Source organism: Corynebacterium hylobatis, from assembly GCF_003955685.1.
Classification (GTDB): domain Bacteria; phylum Actinomycetota; class Actinomycetes; order Mycobacteriales; family Mycobacteriaceae; genus Corynebacterium; species Corynebacterium hylobatis.
Genome location: NZ_RXHJ01000004.1, coordinates 120,498 through 141,485 on the forward strand (window position 1 = coordinate 120,498; position 20,988 = coordinate 141,485).

At 63.0% G+C, this 20,988-nt stretch carries 18 protein-coding genes; 12 read left to right on the forward strand and 6 right to left on the reverse strand.

Features of this window, described 5'->3' with window-relative positions:
• The first annotated feature begins 25 nt into the window (after positions 1-25).
• Positions 26-535: a hypothetical protein gene (locus EAH68_RS03770; RefSeq protein ID WP_126119993.1), complete on the forward strand. Its 510-nt coding sequence runs from the start codon at positions 26-28 to the stop codon at positions 533-535.
• Here EAH68_RS03770 and EAH68_RS03775 read toward each other — a convergent pair.
• From EAH68_RS03775 to serS, 3 genes are read right to left on the reverse strand one after another with little or no spacing between them, the layout of a single operon-like run.
• On the reverse strand, positions 459-1,295 hold the full coding sequence (locus EAH68_RS03775; protein ID WP_126119994.1) for an HAD family hydrolase: 837 nt from the start codon (positions 1,293-1,295) through the stop codon (positions 459-461). The genes EAH68_RS03770 and EAH68_RS03775 overlap by 77 nt on opposite strands.
• A gap of 11 nt (positions 1,296-1,306) precedes the next feature.
• Complete coding sequence (locus EAH68_RS03780) at positions 1,307-2,248, reverse strand: lysophospholipid acyltransferase family protein (RefSeq protein WP_126119995.1); 942 nt, start codon at positions 2,246-2,248, stop codon at positions 1,307-1,309.
• 2 nt (positions 2,249-2,250) lie between these two features.
• Positions 2,251-3,510 (reverse strand): serine--tRNA ligase, encoded by a 1,260-nt coding sequence (gene serS / locus EAH68_RS03785; RefSeq protein ID WP_126119996.1) that lies wholly within the window; start codon positions 3,508-3,510, stop codon positions 2,251-2,253.
• 118 nt (positions 3,511-3,628) lie between these two features.
• Here serS and EAH68_RS03790 point away from each other — a divergent pair, with 118 nt between their 5' ends.
• The 3 genes from EAH68_RS03790 to EAH68_RS03800 are packed head-to-tail and all read left to right on the forward strand — an operon-like array spanning position 3,629 to position 5,824.
• Positions 3,629-4,396 (forward strand): GntR family transcriptional regulator, encoded by a 768-nt coding sequence (locus EAH68_RS03790; protein ID WP_126119997.1) that lies wholly within the window; start codon positions 3,629-3,631, stop codon positions 4,394-4,396.
• A 36-nt stretch (positions 4,397-4,432) separates the two neighbouring features.
• A complete protein-coding gene (locus EAH68_RS03795; RefSeq protein ID WP_126119998.1) occupies positions 4,433-5,458 on the forward strand; it encodes a septum formation family protein in 1,026 nt (341 codons plus the stop codon).
• Between the two features lie 18 nt (positions 5,459-5,476).
• Complete coding sequence (locus EAH68_RS03800) at positions 5,477-5,824, forward strand: metallopeptidase family protein (RefSeq protein ID WP_126119999.1); 348 nt, start codon at positions 5,477-5,479, stop codon at positions 5,822-5,824.
• Positions 5,825-6,035: 211 nt separating this feature from the next.
• On the opposite strand, the gene EAH68_RS03805 is transcribed toward EAH68_RS03800, so the two are convergent.
• Together EAH68_RS03805 and pheA are read right to left on the reverse strand one after the other, a co-directional pair.
• Positions 6,036-6,722: a histidine phosphatase family protein gene (locus tag EAH68_RS03805; RefSeq protein ID WP_126120000.1), complete on the reverse strand. Its 687-nt coding sequence runs from the start codon at positions 6,720-6,722 to the stop codon at positions 6,036-6,038.
• Positions 6,723-6,729: 7 nt separating this feature from the next.
• Complete coding sequence (gene pheA / locus EAH68_RS03810) at positions 6,730-7,677, reverse strand: prephenate dehydratase (protein WP_126120001.1); 948 nt, start codon at positions 7,675-7,677, stop codon at positions 6,730-6,732.
• Between the two features lie 34 nt (positions 7,678-7,711).
• Here pheA and EAH68_RS03815 point away from each other — a divergent pair, with 34 nt between their 5' ends.
• The 7 genes from EAH68_RS03815 to EAH68_RS03845 all read left to right on the forward strand — a co-directional run bounded on the left by EAH68_RS03815 (position 7,712) and on the right by EAH68_RS03845 (position 18,068).
• Positions 7,712-8,938 (forward strand): amidase, encoded by a 1,227-nt coding sequence (locus EAH68_RS03815; protein WP_126120002.1) that lies wholly within the window; start codon positions 7,712-7,714, stop codon positions 8,936-8,938.
• Positions 8,935-9,666 (forward strand): CPBP family intramembrane glutamic endopeptidase, encoded by a 732-nt coding sequence (locus EAH68_RS03820; protein WP_126120003.1) that lies wholly within the window; start codon positions 8,935-8,937, stop codon positions 9,664-9,666. The genes EAH68_RS03815 and EAH68_RS03820 overlap by 4 nt, the downstream gene beginning before the upstream one ends.
• Positions 9,667-10,294: 628 nt before the next feature.
• On the forward strand, positions 10,295-11,803 hold the full coding sequence (locus EAH68_RS03825) for a SpaH/EbpB family LPXTG-anchored major pilin (protein ID WP_126120004.1): 1,509 nt from the start codon (positions 10,295-10,297) through the stop codon (positions 11,801-11,803).
• Between the two features lie 172 nt (positions 11,804-11,975).
• Positions 11,976-12,761 (forward strand): class C sortase, encoded by a 786-nt coding sequence (locus EAH68_RS03830; protein ID WP_241228277.1) that lies wholly within the window; start codon positions 11,976-11,978, stop codon positions 12,759-12,761.
• A 95-nt stretch (positions 12,762-12,856) separates the two neighbouring features.
• Positions 12,857-13,936, forward strand: coding sequence for an isopeptide-forming domain-containing fimbrial protein (locus EAH68_RS03835; RefSeq protein WP_164546388.1), 1,080 nt, complete (start codon positions 12,857-12,859; stop codon positions 13,934-13,936).
• Between the two features lie 4 nt (positions 13,937-13,940).
• Positions 13,941-17,162, forward strand: a complete 3,222-nt coding sequence (locus EAH68_RS03840; RefSeq protein WP_126120006.1) for a choice-of-anchor G family protein — start codon at positions 13,941-13,943, stop codon at positions 17,160-17,162.
• A gap of 93 nt (positions 17,163-17,255) precedes the next feature.
• On the forward strand, positions 17,256-18,068 hold the full coding sequence (locus tag EAH68_RS03845; protein ID WP_241228278.1) for a class C sortase: 813 nt from the start codon (positions 17,256-17,258) through the stop codon (positions 18,066-18,068).
• A 261-nt stretch (positions 18,069-18,329) separates the two neighbouring features.
• Here the strand turns inward: EAH68_RS03845 and EAH68_RS03850 are convergent, their stop codons facing one another.
• On the reverse strand, positions 18,330-19,127 hold the full coding sequence (locus tag EAH68_RS03850) for an IclR family transcriptional regulator (RefSeq protein ID WP_241228279.1): 798 nt from the start codon (positions 19,125-19,127) through the stop codon (positions 18,330-18,332).
• Between the two features lie 441 nt (positions 19,128-19,568).
• Between EAH68_RS03850 and EAH68_RS03855 the strand changes: the two genes are divergently transcribed.
• A complete protein-coding gene (locus tag EAH68_RS03855; RefSeq protein ID WP_126120008.1) occupies positions 19,569-20,966 on the forward strand; it encodes an MFS transporter in 1,398 nt (465 codons plus the stop codon).
• Positions 20,967-20,988 lie beyond the last annotated feature (22 nt).

Below are 20,988 nucleotides of genomic sequence, written 5' to 3' on the forward strand. Positions count from 1 at the left end.
CCGGCTCGGGGGATAGGCTCAGGCCGTGGACAGCCTTCCGGGAACGCTCCGCTCCATCGCAACCTGGTGCTGGAGGGGCGGCCTGCTGGCGTTCATCGTGACAACCGTGATGGCCCGCGACAGCTGGGACACGAATATCGGTGCGAGCTTCGCACTGGCGCTCGCCATGTTCCTTGTCTGTGCGGCGCAGGCGGCCACCTTCGTCGCACTGTGGATCTGGGTCGCCGGGCGGGCCCGGGGTGAATTGACTGACCCCGCTACGCCACTGCGGAACCTGCTCTGGGGTGCGACAACGGTGCTGCTGCTTGCCGCTGCCCTGCTGATGTTCACCGGCTTTGAGTTCAGCAGCCCCGGAATCATCTACCTTCTGGGCAGCGCCGTGGTCACCGGTCTCGCTGCCGCGTCGGTTTCCGTGGAGGCCAGTCAGCGCTCCCGTCACCCCAGTGAACAGAATCAGCTCAGAACCAGTGCTCCAGCACCTGCGCCACGCCGGCCTCCTCGTTGGTGGCGGTGGTCAGATCGGCGGCGTCCTTGACGGAGTCACGGGCGTTGCCCATGGCCACGCCGGTGCCCGCCCAGCGGAGCATCTCGATGTCATTGGGCATGTCCCCGAAAGCGATGACGTCCGCCTGGTCGATCTCATGCAGCTCAGCCAACGTGGACACACCCAGTGCCTTGGTCACACCGGGGGCGGCGACCTCGAGCAGGCCCTCGTTCATGGAGAAGGTCAGGTGCGCCACCTCCGGATCGATGTGGGGGGCGAGCAGTTCGTACATCTCGGGGGCGTTGAGGAATTCGTTGCGCAGCAGCATCTTCACGGCCGGTTCGGACATGACCTCGTCCTCGGGGAGGATGCTGTAGCCCTGGGCGTGCCAGGTGTGGAGGTAGTCCGGGGAGATGACGAACATCTCCTCCTCCGGGTCGAAGGCGGAGACACCGACGCGTTCGCAGCCGATGGCCACCCCACCCACGTCAGCGAAGGCCTCCTGCGCGATCGCCAGGACCTCGGTCATCGTCGCCGGCTGCAGGGCGTGGGAGCGCAGGATTTTATCGTTGGCGGAGTCGTAGAGCACCGCGCCGTTGGCGGTGACGCACACCGGGCGGATGGGCAGCTGCTCCAGGACCGGGAAGATCCACCGGTGCGGTCGTCCCGTGGCCAGGGCCACCTCGGTTCCGGACTCGACGGCACGGATGACGGCGGCGCGGACCCGGGGCACGACCCGTTCCTGTGAGTTGAGCAGGGTGCCGTCGATGTCGCTGGCCACCAGTTTCGGTGCCGGCCCGAGAATGTCCATGGTGGTGGTTGTTACCTCCTGAATTTTTCCTTCACCCTGTCGATGAAGGTTCGTGCGTTGCCGAGCGCCGCGTCGGCCCGTTTGTCCAGCTTCGCCGCGGCCTTCTTCTCTTTCTTCGCGGCGCGGGCGGCGCGTTCCTGCTGGTCGATCCCGGCGGCGTCGATAAGCGTCGGGGCGGTGCCGCCCACGGCGGCGGGCAGCCAGTACGCGCCGGCCGGGAAGGGACCGTAGGCACGCTGGTAGTCCTCGCGGACGAGGTCGAGCAGGTCCTGCATGGCATCCCGGAGACGTTCGATCGCCTCCTCCGGTGTGCCACCGGTGTCGACGGGCTCGCCGACGCGGATGAACACCGGAGTGTTGGTCCGTCCCAGGCGTTTGGGGTGGTCTTTGGTCCAGATGCGCTGCGAACCCCAGGTGACCATGGGGATCAGCGGGACATTGGCATCCGCCGCGATGCGGACCGCGCCGTTCTTGAACTCCTTGAGTTCGAAGGAACGGGAGATCGTCGCCTCCGGGAAGATCCCCACCAGCTGCCCGTCGTGCAGATGCGCCTCCGCCTCCTCGCGGGAGGCCGCCCCGCTGGAACGGTCCACGGACACGTGCTTCATCGCGCGCATGAGGGGTCCGGCGACAGGCGTGTCGAAGATCTCCTTCTTCGCCATGAACCGGACCAGGCGCTTGCCCCGCAGGTGGGCGGCGACCTCACCGAAGATGAAGTCGTAGTAACCGGTGTGGTTCATGGCCAGCAGCGCGCCGCCGGTGAGCGGGATGTTCTCCGCACCGAAGACAGTGACCCGGATGCCCTGGGCCTTCAGCAGTGCCTTGAGCAGGCGGATGATGATGCCGTTGTAGACCGGCTCCCTCGCCTCCGTGGGGTGGTCGGGCACCTCCGGCAGACCGGCGGGCACATAGAAGACCCCGGCGCGCTTCTCGAACTTCCGCTGTGCCGCCATCATTATTTCCCGGGCTCGATGATGTCCTTGCCCACGAACGGGCGCAGGGCCTCCGGCACTACGACGGAGCCGTCGGCCTGCTGGTGGTTCTCCAGGATGGCGACCAGCCAGCGGGTGGTGGCCAGGGTGCCGTTGAGGGTGGCGGCGGTCTGGGTCTTGCCGTCGGCGTCGCGGTAGCGGGTGTTCAGGCGGCGGCCCTGGAAGGTGGTGCAGTTGGAGGTGGAGGTCAGCTCGCGCCAGGTGCCCTGGGTGGGGACCCACGCCTCGGTGTCGAATTTCCGGGCGGCGGAGGAACCGAGGTCGCCACCGGCGACGTCGATGATGCGGTAGGGCACCTCGACGGCGGCGAGCATGTCGCGTTCCATGTTCAGCAGCGCCTGGTGCTGCTCCTGCGCCTCCTCGGGGCGGCAGTAGACGAACATCTCCAGCTTGTCGAACTGGTGGACGCGCAGGATGCCGCGGGTGTCCTTGCCGTAGGAGCCGGCCTCGCGGCGGAAGCAGGAGGACCAGCCGGTGTAGCGGACCGGGCCGTTGGACAGGTCGATGATCTCGTCCTTGTGGTAGCCGGCCAGGGCGACCTCGGAGGTACCGACCAGGTAGAGGTCGTCGCGCTCGAGGTAGTAGATCTCGTCGGAGTGCTCGCCGAGGAAGCCGGTGCCCTGCATGATCTCGGGGCGCACGAGCACCGGGGGGATCATCAGCTGGAAGCCTGCTTCGCGGGCCTTCTGGGCGGCGAGCATCATCATGCCCAGCTGCAGGAAGGCGCCGTCACCGGTGAGGTAGTAGAAGCGGGAGCCGCCGACCTTGGTGCCGCGCTCCATGTCGATCAGGCCGAGGCTGGTGCCCAGCTCGAGGTGGTCCTTCGGCTCGAAGTCGAATTTCGTGGGCTCGCCGACGTGCTCGAGAACGACGAAGTCCTCCTCGCCGCCGGCCGGGGCGCCCTCCACGATGTTGGAGATGCGGTACTGGAGTTCGGTGACCTTCTCCTCGGCGGCCTTCTGGGCCTCCTCGGCCTCCTTCACCTTGGCCTTGAGCTCGTTGGAGCCCTCCAGCAGGGCGGGGCGGTCCTCCGGGGCGGCCTGACCGATCTTCTTGCCGAAGCTCTTCTGTTCGCCGCGCAGGGTGTCCGCGGCCTGGATCGATGCGCGACGGGACTCGTCGGCGGCGATCAGCTGGTCGACCAGCTCAGGGTCCTCCCCACGGTTGATCTGTGAGGCACGGACGACATCGGGGTTCTCGCGGAGGAATTTGAGATCAATCACGCATATGAGCCTACCGCGCGGCCCCGCGCTCCGTGCTGCTACCTGCGCACCTGTTCCCCGGCAGCGGGGAGAGCGCGATTCGTGAGACTGGTCATAACCAGCGGTCTAGGATGGAACCATGGCTGCAGCAACGCGGGGACCGCGTCATCTCCAGTTGCCCGCCCGGGAGATCATGGACGGGCCGACACCGAAACACGCCCAGCTCCGCGCGATCCTCGAGGAACTGTGCGACACCCGGCTCCACCCCGGTGACCTCCTGCCCGGCGAACGCGTGCTGGAGGAGACCTACGGTGTCTCCCGTATCACCGTCCGCCGGGCGATCGGTGATCTCGTGGCCGCCGGCCGCCTGCGGCGGGCCCGGGGCAAGGGCACCTTCGTGGCCCCCAACCCGCTGGTCTCCCGCCTGCACCTGGCCTCCTTCAGCTCCGAGATGGCGGCCCAGAATGTCACGGCGAGCTCGAAGATCCTGCTCTCCGGGCGTTCCCCCGCCCCGGAGGAGGTGCGGCAGTTCTTCGGCGGCGGACCGGGTACCCCGCACACCCACCTGCGGCGCCTGCGCCTCGGGGACGGCGAGCCCTATTCCATCGATGATGCCTGGTACAACGCCGAACACGTGCCCGACCTGCTGGAGAACGACGTCTACAACTCCGTCTACACCATCCTCGACGAGAACTACCGTGTGCCCGTCACCGAGGCCGACCAGGTGGTCACCGCCGTCAATGCCGACGAGGAGATCGCCGTGCTTCTCGACGTCGCGCCCGGCACCGCCCTGCTCCGCATCGTGCGGCTCTCCTGTTCCGGGGAACTGCCCGTGGAGTGGTGCTCCTCGGTCTACCGCACCGACCGCTACCGGCTGAACGCCCGTGTCACGCGGACGGCGGAGTAGATTTTCCGCCGCGGGCAGGTGCACAATGGGAAGACTATGACGACTCGTACCGCCCGCTCAGCGGCAGCCGTGCGCACCGGCCTGGTGGCCGCGCTGGCCGCCGCCGTCGCTGTCGGCTCCTACGGCTATTTCTCCACGGCCACGAACGGCGGTTCCACCACCGACGGTTCCACGGCGACGGGGTCGGCCGCGCCGGGCAATGGGGAGACCTCCTCGGGGGTCGCCCCCTTCACCACCGCCGACGCTGGTTCCTGTCTGACCTGGGACATCGCAGCCGACGGCACAGTGAGCGGCTTCCAGCAGACTGACTGCTCCGGGGAGCACCGCTTCGAGGTCTCCGCCCGGGAGAACCTGGCCACCTATCCCTCCTCCGAATTCGGCGGGAACGCCCCCATCCCCGACCTGACCCGCCAGGCGCAGCTGCGCGAGGAGCTGTGCCTCAACCCGACCCTGCGCTACCTGGGCGGGCAGTTCGACCCGGTGGGCCGCTATTCCATCGCCCCGATCCTGCCGCCCGCCGAGGCCTGGGCCGCCGGTGACCGCACGATGCTGTGCGGCCTCCAGGCCACCGACATGGGCGGCATCCCGATGCTCACCGCCGGCGCCGCAGCCGATCAGGACCAGGCGGTGGTTGCCCAGCCGGGGACCTGCCTGTCCGTCGACGAGTCCCGTTCGCTGCGCACCGTCGACTGCGCCGAAGACCACAACCTGGAGACCACCCTCGTCGTCGATCTGGCGCCCGTTTTCCCGGAGGGCGTCCCGAGTGTCGAGGACCAGGACAACCACCTGCGGGACGTGTGCACCGACGCCGCCATCGACTATCTCGGCGAGGAGGAGAACCTCTACCAGTCCACCCTGCAGCCCTACTGGGGCACCCTGCAGGAGGCCTCCTGGGTGGGTGGTTCCCGTTCCGTGAACTGCTCCCTGGTCTTCGCAGACGAGGAGGGGGGTTTCGCCACCCTCAACGGCACCGCCCGCGACAGCCGGGACGGTTTCACCATCAACGGCCAGCCCCCGGCTGAGCAACCGGAACGTAACCCGCTGCGCGAAACCGCAGAATAGACAGGAGAATGTAGCTTCGTGGTGGAAGTCAGTGACGAACGTTTCGACGAGATGGTCGACGACGCCCTCGACCGCATCCCCGAGGAATTCGCCCGCCGCATGACCAACGTCGTCGTCCTGGTGCGCGACTTCCACGAGGAGAGCCCGTGGACCCTCGGCCTCTACGAGGGGGTCGCGATGACCGACCGCACCTTCGACCACACCGGTTTTCTGCCGGACACCATCTCCATCTTCAAGGGTGCCCTCGAGTCCCACTGCCATACCGAGGAGCAGCTCGCTGAGGAGGTCATGGTGACCGTCTTCCACGAAGTGGGTCACTATTTCGGCATCGATGAGGAGACGCTGCACCGCCTCGGCTGGGGTTAGGTCTGATGCCCGGATGATTGAGTCCCGGGGGAACTTCAGGTGGTCACCGTGCTGCCGGCCAATGCCCGACGTCCGGTCTGCCCCTGGGCGTGGGCACCCGGAAATGTCACACGGGATGAAGACCTCACAGACAAGCGCCCTGCGGAAAACACCCGCCTCCCGCTGACCCCGTGTGACAGTTCCCGGCGCCCGGCGTACCCAGGGAACCGGCTCAGATCTGATGATCGACGTCGGCCCAGCGCACCAGCTTCCACTGGCCGAAGGGGCGGTCCCCCGGTTCCAGGACGATGAAACGGCAGTTGCCCAGGTAGCCGGCGAAGGCGAAGTCCGGGTCCACCGCTGCCGCATGGGTGGCCATCGTGCGGATCGCCGCGCCATGGCTGACCATGAGGACGTCCCGGCTGGCGCCATCGGCCAGGTGGGCGAGCACCAGCTCCTCCATCACCGGCTGATAGCGGCCCATCAGCTCGAGGTAGGTCTCCCCGCCCGGAATCAGGGCGGAATCATCCCCGTCGAGCCAGCCGCGCAGGGCCGTGGCGTAGGAACGGTGGGAATCATCATCGGCCAGCATCTCATGTTCACCGGCGTAGATCTCGTGAATGCCGGGCAGGACATCAATGCGCATCGAGAACTCCTCCAGCCCGGCGCTCTGCTCGAAGGCATTCATCGCCAGCAGGGCGGTCTGCTGGGCACGCAACGCGACGGAGCTGATCACCGCGCCCAACCGACCGGCGGAGCCGTTGCCGGCGCCGCAGAACTCGACGAGTTCCTCACCGACGTTCCAGGCCTGGTTACGTCCGGTGTCGGTGAGTTCTGCACCCGGCGGGCGGGTGTCCAGCCTCCGGGCGACGTTGCTGTACGTCTGCCCGTGGCGCAGCAGGATGAGTCTTCCGGTCATGGCGGTGTCAGAGATCCTTTCCTTCACGTACGGCGGCCACCCAGTCCGAGGCGCGCTGCAGGCGGTCGAGGTCGGCCTGCAGGGCATCCTCCCGGCCGTCGCGGCCCGGGGTGGGCCAGGAACCGAGGTAGGTGATGTCCTCGGCGCGCAGCCACAGGGCCCGCAGCGCCTCAGCGAGCGGGAGGTCGTCGATGTGGCCCACCAGGTCGGCATAGAAGTGGTAGGTGCCGAACTTCCGGCGCGTCGGCCGCGATTCGATGCGGCTGAGGTCCACCCCGCGCAGTGAGAACTCGGTGAGCGCACCGACGAGGGTGCCCGGTTCGTTGGGCAGGGTGAACACGACGGTGGTCTGGTCCGCACCGGTGCGCGGGGTGGGCACACCGCGCGGGCCGACGACGACGAAGCGGGTCCGCGCACCGGCCATGTCGGCCACGCCCTTCTCCAGCACATCCAGGCCGAAGAGCACAGCGGCGCGATCGGGAGCGGCGGCGGCGTCGGCACGCCCCTCGGCGACGGCCTCGGCTGCCGCGGCGTTCGAGGAGGCGGGGACGAACCGGGCATCGGGGATGTTCGCGGCCAGCCACCTGCGCACCTGCTGGTGGGCGACGGGGTGGGTGGCGAAGGTCTTCACGTCCGACAGCTGCACACCGGGGCGCACCATGATGGAGAAGGCGATCTCGATCTCCAGCTCGTGGTAGATCTGCACGCCACCGCCCTCGACCAGTGCGTCGAAAGTGGAGGTCACCGCGCCGTCCACGGAGTTCTCGATGGCCACGCAGGCGAACTGCGCGCGCCCCTCACGCACCGCATCGAGCGCCTCCCGCGGGGAGCTGACCGGCAGCTGCGTCACTTCCTCCGGACCGAAGGCCCCGGCAACCGCGAAGCGCAGCAGCGCAGCTTCGGTGAAGGTACCGGCGGGGCCGAGATAGGCGACGGTGACAGTGGGTTCAGTCATGACTGCCAGCCTAGACAGTCGTATTCTGTAACGCATGACCACTTCCCTGCGTGAACTCGCCGACCGCCTGCGCCGCGGTGAGGTGTCGGCGGTGGAGCAGGTCGAGGAACTGGCGCAGCGCCTCACCGGACTCGGCGCGGACGGGCACGGTTTCTCCCATCTCGCGCTTGAGCAGGCCCACGAACGCGCGGAACGGGCCGACAAGGTGGCCACCGCGCAGCGCGGTCGGCTGCACGGGCTACTCATTCCCGTCAAGGACCTCTCGAATGTCCGCGGGATGCCCACCACCTTCGGCTCCGTCCACCGCACCCGCCATGCCGAGGCCTCCGACACCGTCACGCAGGCGCTTATCGACGCCGGTGCCATCATCCCCGGTAAGTCCGCCTCCGCCGAGCTCGGGCTCATGATCTACACCGAGCCCCCGGGGATGGCTGCCCCCGAGAACCCGCTGTGGCCGGGGCGCACCCCCGCCGGTTCCTCCGGTGGGGCCGCCGTGCTTGTCGCCCGCGGACTGCTGCCCGCCGCCCACGCCTCCGATGGTGGCGGTTCCATCCGGGTGCCGGCCGCCGCCTGTGGAGTCGTCGGTTTCAAGCCCACCGCCCCCCGGCTGGCGGCGCAGGGTTTCATCACCCGCTCGCTTGCCGACACCGCCTTCCTCCACCGCCTCTCCCCCGCGCCGGGCCGCCGCCGCATCGGCGTGCTCACCCAGCCGCTGTTCACCGGCGCCTCCGTTGATGAGGTCCATCTGCGTGCCGTGGCGGAGGCCGCCGATGTGCTGCGGGAGGCCGGCCATGAGGTCGTCGAAGTTCACCCCTACCCGGGAGCGGAGGAGACCTTCGAGGCCTTCACCACGATCTTCACCTCCCGGCTGTCCGGGTTACCCGACCCCGCGGAAGGCCTGGTCGCCTGGCTGCGCGCTCACGGCCGCTCCCTGAGCCAAGACCGGATCGCCGCCGCAGAGAAACACGCCGACCACCTGGGCACCCACCTCGCCGAGTACTGGGGTGTGGACGCCCTGCTCACCCCGATGACCACCACCGATCCCCCACCCATCGGGTATTTCGCAGACATGCGCCCGGCAGAGAACTTCCTTGAGCAGACCCGCTGGTCGCCCTGGGGATCCCTGTTCAACATGACCGGCCGTGCCGCAGTATCCGTGCCCTGGGAGGTGCCCGGACGACAACCCGTCGGCGTGCACCTGGGTTCAGTCACGCTCAACGACGCTGCACTGCTCACCCTCGCCGGGGTACTGCACGAATGACCCACCTGACTCGGCGCCTGCGTACCGAGATCCTGCTGGTCATCGCCGTCACCTTCGGCATCTCCGGGATCCGGGCCCTGCTGCGGCTCACCGACGCCCTTCTCGACTCACGCCCCCTCGAGGAGCAGCAGGTCACCCTCAACCAGACGCTCTCCCAGAGTCCCTGGATCGACCTCGGCCTGCAGCTCGCCTCCGCCGCGACACTCTTCGCCTACGGGGCCCTGGCCGTCTTCCTGCTGGCGGGGGATGCCCGACTTCGCCGACCGGGCCTGCGCGATCTCGGATGGGGTGCGGGGCTGGCCGCGATCATCGGCATACCGGGCCTGGTGTTCTATGCCGCGGCCGTCCACCTTGGCCTGTCGCGGGAGGTCATCCCGACCACGCTGGAACACCCCTGGACCGAGATCCCGGTCCTGCTGCTCTGGTCGCTGGCCAATGCCTTCGGCGAGGAAGTTGTCGTGGTGATGTACCTGCTCACCCGCCTGCGGCAGCTGGGCTGGGGACTACCTGCCGCCCTGGCCGCCTCCAGCGTGCTGCGCGGCAGCTACCACCTCTACCAGGGGGTCTCCGCCGGCTTCGGCAACATCCTCATGGGACTGCTCTACGGCTGGTTCTACTGGCGGACCGGACGGATCTGGCCGTTGGTCATCGCCCACTTCATCATCGACGCCGTGGCGTTTGTGGGCTACACCGCGATCGGTGGAGACCTGAGTTGGCTGGGGCTTTAAAGGCCGGAGAATAACGCGCTGAGACACCTCTCCATTGCTTCTCCAATTAACAATTGATTGCCGCCTCAAGTAATTGAATGAGCGCCAGGAAAGTCAAACGATTCGCAGCGCCGTCAATGGCTGCCGTCGCCGACAAGGCCCTGGGAAATCGCCGGCCAATTAGCCTTCCGCCGCCCCGCAGGGCAAATGTTCTCCCACAATGCCCAGCCAATTGTTTCTTCCGCAATTAACAGATTTTTATAATAGCCAACCATGCCAGTTTGTTAATTAATGCTGAGTGAATTGTCATAAAAACTCAGCTTACCTGCGCATTCCGGCCACTTCGACGAATGCAATCGGTTCCGCGCAGGAGGCCCTGATCGACAGTCCCCACCCCCTTCCACTACCCCCCCCCACAAACCATTGAACACACAGCATTCTCACAGCTCAGAACAATGTTGACTATTTAAATCGGCTTTAGAGAAGTGCCTGCGGTTAAACTCAATTTTTACTTTTTGTGAACATTGTTACCATCCGTTCTTGCTTGTCAAAAGCATAAATACTGTTTGGCTGGACCACCGCAAGCTGATGAACTGACCGCTGATGCGATCAACGTGGCCCACATGCCTCCCCCACCTTTTGAGGAAAAATGAAGAAGACCCATAAGCGGATCAGTGCCGCTGTCCTGAGCCTTGCACTCGGCTTCTCTGTTGCCGGAGCACCCGTTCTCGCGCCGATGGCCGCCGCACAGATTTCCACGAACCAGGCCTCCACCGTCGATCTGGGCGCAGACGTGTCCCTGACCATCAACAAGTACGAGGGCCTGCCGGTCACGGATCCCGCCGATCTGGACAACCTGGAGCGGCTCGAAGGCTTCAACTTCCTGATCGAGAAGGTCGAGGGCATCGATCTCAGCACCACCGCAGGGTGGCAGGCTGTGGCCGACCTCAATGCTGCTGATACGTCGGGGCTCATCCTGACGGAGGTGGACACCGTCCCCACCGACACTTCTGGGGTCGCCACCATCGACTCCGACACCCCGGACTTCGGGGTCGGTGTCTATCTCGTCACCGAACAGCCCATGCCGGGCTACACCGTTGCAGCCCCCTTCTTCGTGACCCTCCCATTCACTGACACCGACACCGGTGTCTGGAACTACGACCAGGTTGTCCACCCCAAGAACCAGGCCGACATCAACATCGAGAAGGATGTCGAGGATCTGGGTGCCACTCTGGGGCAGGAGATCACCTACACCATCTCCGCGCCCCTTCCCGCCGGTGATCTGACCGCACTTGCCGTCGTGGATGACCTGCCTGACGAGCTCACCGCCGCCACCAATGTGCGGATCTTCACCGGCACCAGCGAGGCCGACCGTGCTGCTTACACCCTGGACGACGGTTCAATTGTCGAAGCTGGGGACGACGGCAACAAACTGACCGTCTCGTTCGGTGCCAACGACCGGGCGGCTCTGCAGGCACTCCGCGGAGCAAATCCAGACCTTCAGATCATTGTCGAATTCGACACCACTGTTGGCTCCCTCCCGGCGAACGATGTCATTGAAAACCATGCCTCCATCGACTTCGGTGGCGGCCTGGTCTACAGCACCGACGACCCGGACAACCCCGATGACGGCACCGAGACCCGTCTCGGCCAGCTGACCATCAACAAGGTTGATGTTGAGGAGGAGCTGATCACCGGTGGCACCGCTGCTTTCGAGCTGTGGCGCTGCCAGGCTGACGGCGACGGGTTCAGGGTTATCGGCGAGCCGCTTTCCGCGGCCACCAGTGCCACCGATGTGAACAGTGTGACCGACACCTTCGTCACGACCAACGGACAGGCCACCCTCTACGGCGTCCAGGTACTCGACTGGGTCAACGGCGGTACCCCGACCGCCGATATTGGTGAAGCCCTCTGCGTGGTGGAGACCGTGGCCCCTGAGGGATACACCCTCAACCCGGAGCCGCAGTCGGTTAGCTACACCGAAGAAACCGATGACGACTACGCCATGGTCGTCAACGTCATCAACCTCGACGACACCATCGACGGCCAGCTGCCCGCCACCGGTGGCATGGGCACCATGGCGATGATCGCCGGAGGTCTGCTCGTTGCAGTCGTAGGTGGCTTCGCAGCTCTGCGTGGAAACCGCGCACGCGGTTAATCACGTGAACCAGCTCGTGTGACCAGCCTTCCCGGCTGGTCACACGACAAACACGCGCGAGACAAGAAACATACACATGGGTGCTCATACATTGCCGGCTCCCGAGCCTGCCTCTTCGAAAAGAAGAGGACTCGGATACACGCTGCGCTATGTTGTGGCACCCATTTTTCTCGTGCTGCTCGGCATCGGCATCATGCTGGCACCGGTGGTGTCGACCCAGCTGCACAACATGGAGCAGGCACGCACTGCCCAGGAGTACTCGGAACAGATCGCGCAGCTGCATGCGGAGCAGCTGGATGCGGAACGAGGTCGGGCGTGGGAGTGGAATGCGTCGAAAAGCATTCCGGTCGCGGGTGATCCCTGGACCGTCGACGCTGACACCGCTACCCCCGACTACCAGGCTTATCTGCAGGAACTCAATATCACCCCGGTGATGGCGCGCATCCGGGTGCCGTCGGCCCAGATTGATCTGCCGGTGCACCACGGCACGGATGAGCAGACGCTGGCGCACGGTGCAGGTCATCTCTACGGAACATCGCTGCCGGTGGGCGGGACGGGGACGCACGCGGTGATCACCGGGCATACCGGCATCACCACGGCGACACTGTTCGACAACCTCGTCGATGTCACCGAGGGCGAGCTCATGGCCGTCGACGTGCTGGGTGAGACGCTCGTCTACCGCGTCACGCAGATCCAGACGGTGCTGCCGCACGAAGCCGAAACGCTACGCACGGTCGCGGACAAGGATCTGCTCACGCTGCTCACGTGCACGCCCTACGGCATCAACACGCACCGACTTCTGGTCACCGGGGAAAGGCTTATCGACGTCCCCCTCCCCTCCCAGGATGCCAGCTTCATCTGGCAGCCCTGGATGCTCCTGGCCTTCGCCTTGAGCGCTGCTCTTGTTGTTCTCATTTTTTTGGTTTGGATTTATCGGCACAGAAAGGAGCGGAAATGACCGTAAGGGCATCTACATCGTGGGCCCACACGATTGCCGGCACAGATAATTCTGTCAGCAGCTCAGGAAGAAAAACCCTGTTACGGCTGCTGTCCATGATGCTCGCAGCCATGGTCATGGCCTTACCCGTCCCCGCCGCTGCCCAAGAGCGGCTCGGTTCGGTGACCATCAAGAAGCTTCCCACCTCGCTGGACAGCCCGGGAGCCCATCCCGTCAAATTTGAGCTGTCCGGCGGCAACCTCACTACCCCGGTCACGCTGTACAGCGACAGCGACACGGTACGTTTCGGCGACCTCACCCCCGGCACCTACACCATCCGGGAGCTGGCTACGCGTACCGGCGACGTTGCGCGTGCCACCGTTGCACCGATCACGGCGACCATCCCCAAGGGTGATTCTTATGACGTCACCGTCTACCCCAAGACCCAGCCGCTGGCCCTGCGGAAGTCCGCTGATGTCCGCAAAGTCACCCCGGGTTCAAAGTTCCGTTACACCCTCGACGGCACTGTTCCGCTACCCGACACCAACGGCCAGCTGCACCGCTACGTCTTCCGTGATGCCCTGCCGGCAGGTGTCACCCTGACGGGGAAATCCTCAGCGCAGCTACGCATCGGATCCCGTACAGTCCCGCTCAGCGCCGGTGAACACTACAACGTCACGACCCGTGACGACAGCATCATCACCGCCACTTTCACCCAGGCTGGGCTGGAGCTTCTCGCCCAGGAACGCAAGGAGCACGCCGACGTGATCCTGCGTTTCACCTTCGGTGTGCGTGCATCCTCTGATCTGGTGGGCGGCAGCCAGGTACTCAACATCGGCCACCTCTACCCCGACGGCTACCCCGAGGATGGCGAGGAGTCAGTGGTCTCCAATGAGCATGTGCTGCCGGTGGCTGATTCCAGCGGCCTGATCATCCCTGTCCCCATTCCCATTCCGGCGGGCTCTTCGGGAAGTTCAGGAAGCAGCACCCTGCTGACACCCGGTTCCGTGGGCGAAACTCCGGAGATTATGCCCGCTGCCACCCCGGATACCCCTGAAGCACCCGGCTCTCCGGAGCAGCCTGAGCCCAGGAATCCTCTGGCTTCTACCGGTGCCAGTGTCCTAGGAATGCTCGCCCTGGGAACTCTCCTTTCGATTATCGGTATCACTCTTTTCCTGCGAGGTCGCCGTGCTTAGAAACATGAAGAAGAAACTCCGTCGCCCACTTGCAACAGCCCTCAGTGTTTTCCTGATGGCTGGTGTCGTGCTGCCGGTGGAGACGAATGCGCAGGAGAGTACGTACGATCCGATCACGCATCTGGATGATGCGTACGCCTACAGCTACGGTGGGCTGCTGGACCTTCGGTTGCTCCACGAATTTCTCACCATTGGCCAAAACGGCCGCGCACTGAGTGCCGCCGAACTCCGCGGTGTGGATCAGCTCTGGGAAACCGCTATACACAACGATCAGACTGCCACCACTTCGACTATTGATCTTCAGGCACTCGAACTCATCTACCTCAACCTGGGAGCAATCTCCCTCCCGCTGGTGGGAGAGGGTGGTTTGCTTGAGTTGGTTCTTAACGACGCATCCGTCGGTGTCCTCCGCGAGTATGCTCACACCCCTTCCGCCACCGCTGCGCACGGTGCCGCTGGTGTCGTCAGTGACTCCGGTGGGTTGGAGATCACCCAACCAGGCTCAGGTAAAAATGCCTCGATCAACCTGCTCAGCCTGCTGGACCTCCAGGGCAGTAATCTCATCCCTGAGAGCATCATCAGTGCCGCTGCTCTGGAACTGGGTGCGGTGAGCGCAGTTGCGACCAAACCCAACAGCTCGGAACCTCCCGTGTCGTGTGATGCCAACCTGACGTCTTTCGACTACAACAGGCTGGGTACAGCGGATCTCGCCGGGGATCTGACAGTCCTCGCTGAAGAAGACGGTAGGATCTGCAGCGGTTACCAGATCGCAGACGCACAGGTTGTTGTCGATGCTCCTGTGGTGGGCACACTTGTCACCACCCTGCAGGGCACTCTGAATATCCTCCTTGGCGGCGTTGATAACACGCTCAATGGTGTGCTGGGCTCAACAGGACTTATTGCTTCGTTGAGGAATCTTCCTCTTCTTGGTCCCGTGCTTGGTCTACTCGGGAAAGTTGAAGCAAACGTTTCCCTTCCTACGACTGATATCACTCAGGCGCTACTTGCTGATCCGTTGGAGGATTCCACAGGGCTTGTTTCCATCGATCTGTCAACCGGCGAAGTTCTTGTTGACCTGAAACAGCTTCATGGCGGAAACCTCAGCGGGCTCGATCCCAACACGTCTCTGCTGACGGCCCAGGAACTGTCGCAGATCACGGACACCGTGACAAATCTGCTGACAGCCGGCAAGGAAGATGAGCCGAATGGTCTCAATGCCCGACTCGACAGGATTCTGCGGGGAGAAAATAAACAGGGTGGCCTCTACGCCACCGCGGTGGATATCGAAATCTGTGCCCTGATCTGTACGGGCCTGACCACGGTGACCCTAAAAACAACGTTGGGTGGACTGCTCAATCCTGCCGTTCAAAGAGCGACGTCTGAGGCACAGTACCAAGCCGCCCCCTACGACTACTACTACCGGGAAGGTGTCATCGCCGGACTGACAGCTCCCCTGATCGTCACTTTGTTGGGTGGCGTCGGAGCTATTATTGAGGGTCTTCTCTTCGCTGAGGGCACCGGTCTACTCGGCGGCCTGCTCGGGGATCTCCAGACACAGGTGGTTTCTCCGCTGCTCAGCACCTTGAATCCTGTCCTCACTCAGGTGTTGGCTCCACTGGCCAATGTCATTATCAACCGGCAGACACTGGAGGAAGTAAACCACGGAGCGGTATTCACGGTATCCGCGCTTGAAGTTAACGTCCTGGATCTGAACACAAGCGGCGAGGTTATTCATCTTCCTCTTGGCACCGCTTCTGTGATGGCCCAGCACTGGGACCTCATCGACCTGAATGTGGACGTCGCGAAGATAGGCAACGGCCGTGATCTGCACACCGGGGGATACACCTACGACATGGTCTGCGAAGCGGATCGCTGGCCCGGGCTTGCGGAAACTGGTCTGGTATACGGCGAGGACGAGGTCGGTGACGGCTTCCTCTTCGACCCCACCACCGGCCTTGCTCTGGCCGGTGCCGCCGGCGGGCTGGCAGAGCCCATTCAGGTTGCTCCCGGTGCAGTCTGCACCGTGGTCGCAGATCCTGAGCAGGAAGGTCTGGGACATCAAGATGCGCTGAGGCCTACCGGAGATACCCCTACGCGCACTCCGTACACGTATTTCCTCGACACGGTCGATAACGCTGTGGTTGTCTCAGGGGAGACACTGGGAGATGATCCCACCGTCATGTCTCCTGAGTCGGTGGACAGTAGCGATGATCGAGTTGAGGTGGATGCTGAGTCGGTTGGTGACGAGTGGAAGAACCACTCATTCACGTTCGTTGTCCCCGAAGATGCTGAATTCTATTCGGTCAACATCGTCCATGTCTATGACATCGACACCCGCGATGTTGTCGTAACGAAAACGGTGGCAGGGGAAGCGTTCGAGGACAGGGATTTCTCGTTCCAGTACTCCCTTGATGGGGGTGAAAGCTGGACACCAGAACCTGGGACCACCATTAGTCACGAAGGGACGTTCACCATCGAGGATGTTCCCGTGCTCGATGAACATCTTGAGGACACCTCCGTCCTGATCCGTGAGACTCTGGGAACCGATGAGGCTGGCCCGGTAGTTTCCTGGGCCCTGGACGAAGACGAATTGACCACCGGAGGTTACGGAGGTGGCTATGCGACGGCCTCTTTCGTGGCTGGTCCTGTTTCAACTCTCACTACTCCGGACCAGACCCTGAACGTCACCAACTCCTACGCCGCAATTGAAGTGGACAAACACATTGACGGCCCACTGGATGGCATCGGGAAAACCACTCTCCTCCCCTCCGGGGAAGACAGCATGACTATCCACTACACCGTCAAGAACATTGGTGCCGTGGAGCTAGACACCATCAAGATTTACGACCCCTCGCTGAACAACAGTCTGTTCACCCTACCGGCGGGCGTCACGGTGGATCCCAGCAGTGGGGAGGTCTCAGGCTGCACACTCACATTCGATGCGAATGGTGAAGCAACCTGTTCCCTTGAGGTCTCATTCGCTAACCCTGAGGCATCTTTCCATTACGAGGCGGACGCCGCAGAGGTAACAGCTGAGGCCACCGTGATCATCGACGGCCGCGAGATCACGGCCACCGCCAACGACAAGCACGGCGCGATGCGGTTATCCGATCTGATCGGCATGCTTCCCGCCACCGGTGTGACCACCCTCGTGGGGGTCCTGGCCCTGGGACTGATCGCGGCGCTGGGAGCACTGGCACTCTACGTCCGGAGCCGGAGGAAGTAAGTGGCACTACACAGCCTGGAGAACCGCAGGAAAGCGGACAGAAAGCAGGACCCAGGAAGAAAATCTCGCCTGCTTTCCCTCCTGCTGCTCATCGTGAGTCTGCTGATCCTGCTGTATCCGGTGGTGTCCACGCTATGGAACGACTACCAAAACAGTGAGATCGCGCGGAAGTACGAAGAGGAACTGAGCAAGATTGACTCTCCGGATGTGTTTGCCGATCTCTGGCGCAGAGCTGAGGAATACAACGACCATCTTGACGCCACTGGGCACCACTACCGCCGGGAGGATCCAGAGGATCCGGAGTACCGGGACTACAAGTCCCAGCTCCTGCCCTCCGAACGCAGTTCGGTTATGGCGCGCATCAGGATTCCGGACATCGGGGTGGACCTGCCCGTCTACCACGGCACCACCGATAACGTCCTCTACCGCGGGGCCGGCCACATGTACGGCAGTGACCTGCCCATCGGCGGGGAGGGCAACAGCGCGGCGATCACGGCACACACCGGAATGGTCAATGCCAGTATGTTCGATAACCTCGGCAAGCTGGAGGAGGGACAGCCCGTCTACATCAACGTGCTGGGTGAGACCCTGCGCTACCGCATGACCGGCTCGGAGGTGGTCAAACCCGATGACTATGAGGCGGTCACCTACCAGGAGGGTGTGGACAAGCTCGTCCTCATTACCTGTACGCCCTACGGCATCAACTCCGACCGGCTGCTGGTCACAGCGATCCGGGATACCGCCCCGATCACCGAGGATGAGAAGCCCGGTGGTTGGCGGCCGCAGCTGTCCTGGTGGATGAAGCTGGATCTGGCACTCATCGCAACGATTATCGCTATCGCGCTGTGGTCGACCCTGCACCGCCGTAAGAAGGCGAAGGAAGAAACCCAGCCCGTCACCGAATAAGCTGCAAGTTAGATGGATGCACTGATGCCGCCAAAACAGATCTGGAGGCGGCATCAAAGGTAGAGAGATCAGATCACCATGCTCTGAGCTGAAGAATGAGCTGCGATGAAATCCGTTTCTCTGTCCCATGGGAAAGGAATGGGCAAGCGTGGTTCTCCTCCGGCTTCGTCTGCTCGCCAGACGTTTGTTGGCAGTCAGTCATGACCTTGCAGCGGGAAACTGCCGGTGTTGTGCCTTGCTTCCCTTCCGGAAAGTTGACTATCACCACTCACCTTTTCCTGCGGTTCGCAGAAGTTCCTGAATCCTCCGGGAGGTGGCATGCATGGCCTTGATGACGATCTCCTTGCGGGACTCAGGTAGCCGACTATGGATCGCTGAGACGCTTAAGGCAATGAGCTGGTTTTCAGCACTGTGAGGAACCAGGATCGCAGCCCCCGACAGTCCTGGCAAAACGTAGTCGTCCCCGTAGAGAAATCCGTCATTCTTGAATTGATCTATTGCCCGGCGAATAAGTTGTTGATGTTGTTCCGTTCCGATCTCTGACCATTCAGGACGCTCAGTACGAGACAGGTTATCAATCATTCGTTCTTGCTGAGATTGTCGGAGCTGGGACAAGATCGCAATACCGCTGTAGGTGGCGCTCATCGGCTGGACGTCACCCACATCAACGGTCTGCATACGAATGGGAAAACTGCCATGGGCGCGCGCCAAATAATAAACACTGTCGAAGTACTGCATTGCGAGATAGACGGTGTCCCCTAAGTTGTCCGCCAGGTCCTGGACAATTTTCTGCAGTTCGGAAGCGTGGTGGAGCGGCGGGGGAGCCGCCAACCCCAGCAGCCCTAACCGCACCCCGAGGGTATAACGCTTATTTTCTAACTGTTGTGCATATCCAATTTCCCGCAAGCTTCCGAGAATTCGGTACACCGTGGGGCGAGAGATGCCGGTATCCTCCGCCAAATCCAGCAACCGGATGCCTTCTGGGCCGGCAGATGCGACAGCCTCCAGAATCACAGCCGCCCGGCTCAGTACATGCGTTCGATTTTCCTTATCTGTCATGCTTCCCAGCTTTCCTTGAAAAACTTCTTGGCCATCGTTTCCCTTGATTTTCGCACGCTCGCGATGCGAGCCCTCCAGGCGTTGACACCCGCTCGGACCCCCTAGCACTTTAACATAAAAGTTCGTTAAATGGACTTTTTCTGACCGCGAGATCACAAAAGACGTGGGGCGACAGCAGTCCATAGCTGCAGATGGCGGGCTACATCGCGCAAAAAGACCACAAGAATCCTGGGTCATTTGCGATATTTTCGCACTTCAATGCTTGCACTGCTGCAACATGTGCCCTACCATCCACTAGCAACACAAGGTGATTGGCACCACAAGAACTCTCTTCCCTTGAAGTTCATTTAATGAACTTTGAGTTTTAGGGAAAGCCATCCACGTGTCACTGGGCACGCTTCCGCCCGCAGTTCCACCTTCCCCACTGAACGAAGGAACAGCATGACAACCTCAACAACCACTGCTGTCATCACCCCCACGCCCTCACCATCCCCCGTCTCTGAATTCACCCGCCGTCGATCACTGCTCGCCACCGGAGTAGGCAACGTCCTGGAATGGTTTGACTGGGCGGTCTACGGCGTTTTCTCTACTTACATCGCGATGGCCCTGTTCAATCAGGACAATCCCGTCTCCGCGCTGCTGTCCACCCTTGCGGTATTTGCCGTCGGCTTCGTGATGCGCCCGCTCGGGGGCTTTGTGTTCGGCAGGATTGCTGACCGTAAAGGACGTAAATGGGTTCTCCTGGTCACCATGCTCATGATGGCCAGTGGTTCACTGCTCATCGGCATCATCCCCAGCTATGAAACCATCGGCGGTTTCGCATCTCTCCTGCTCCTGCTGGCCAGGCTGCTCCAGGGATTCGCACATGGTGGAGAAGCCACCGCCTCAAATGTCTACCTGCCTGAAATCGCCCCCCGTAACCGCCGGGCCCTCTACGGCTCCACCATCGGCTTTGCCATGGGGCTGGGCACGATGATCGCCATCCTGTTCGGTTCGGTGTTGACCAACATCTTTGACTCCGCCTTCATGAGTGACTGGGGCTGGCGTATCCCGTTCATCTTCGGCGGCCTGCTGGCAGTTGTCGTCCTGTGGCTCCGCCGCAACATGATGGAGTCCGAGGTCCACGAGGCTCATGTCGAAACCGCCCAGACGGTCAAGGCTCTGGAAAAGAACCCGTCCCTCACCCAGGCCGACGCTGAAGCAACTGCTGAGGCCAGCACCGGCGTTGTCGTGGTCGAATGGTCCCGTCGGAAGGTTTTCGTCAAGTCGGTCGAAGTGTTCTTTTACATGGCCGGCACCACCCTGCCGTACTACATCTGGTCCTCTTTCGCAGCGACCTACGCCATCACCCAGAAAGACATGGATCCGGCTGGCGCCTTTACGGCATCCCTGGGAGCCATGGCCGTCAACCTGGCGCTCGTGCCGATCATGGGCCTGATCGCCGACAAGATCGGGCGACGCATTCCAGTCCTGGTTTACGCTCTGGCAACCGCGGCCCTGACCGTCCCCGTCTTCACGATGATCGACGACAATCCCTGGACTCTGTTCATCGCCCAGTCCCTGATGATGGGACTCAGCGCCTGCATCGGCGGAACACAGCCAGCCATGTTGGCTGAACAGATCCCCACCCGGTACCGCACCCTGATCATGGGAACCGCCATGCCCCTGGCCGTCGCCCTGTTCGGTGGCACTGCCCCCTACATCAACACCTGGTTGGCCTCCATCGACATGTTCTGGCTCTTCGACGCCTACATCATCGCCATGACTCTCGGCACCGCCATTGTCGTGGGATTCCGGTGGAAGGAAACCAAGGGCATCCGCCTCACCGACGTCCGCTAACCACACCCCTCAAAAACCCCAG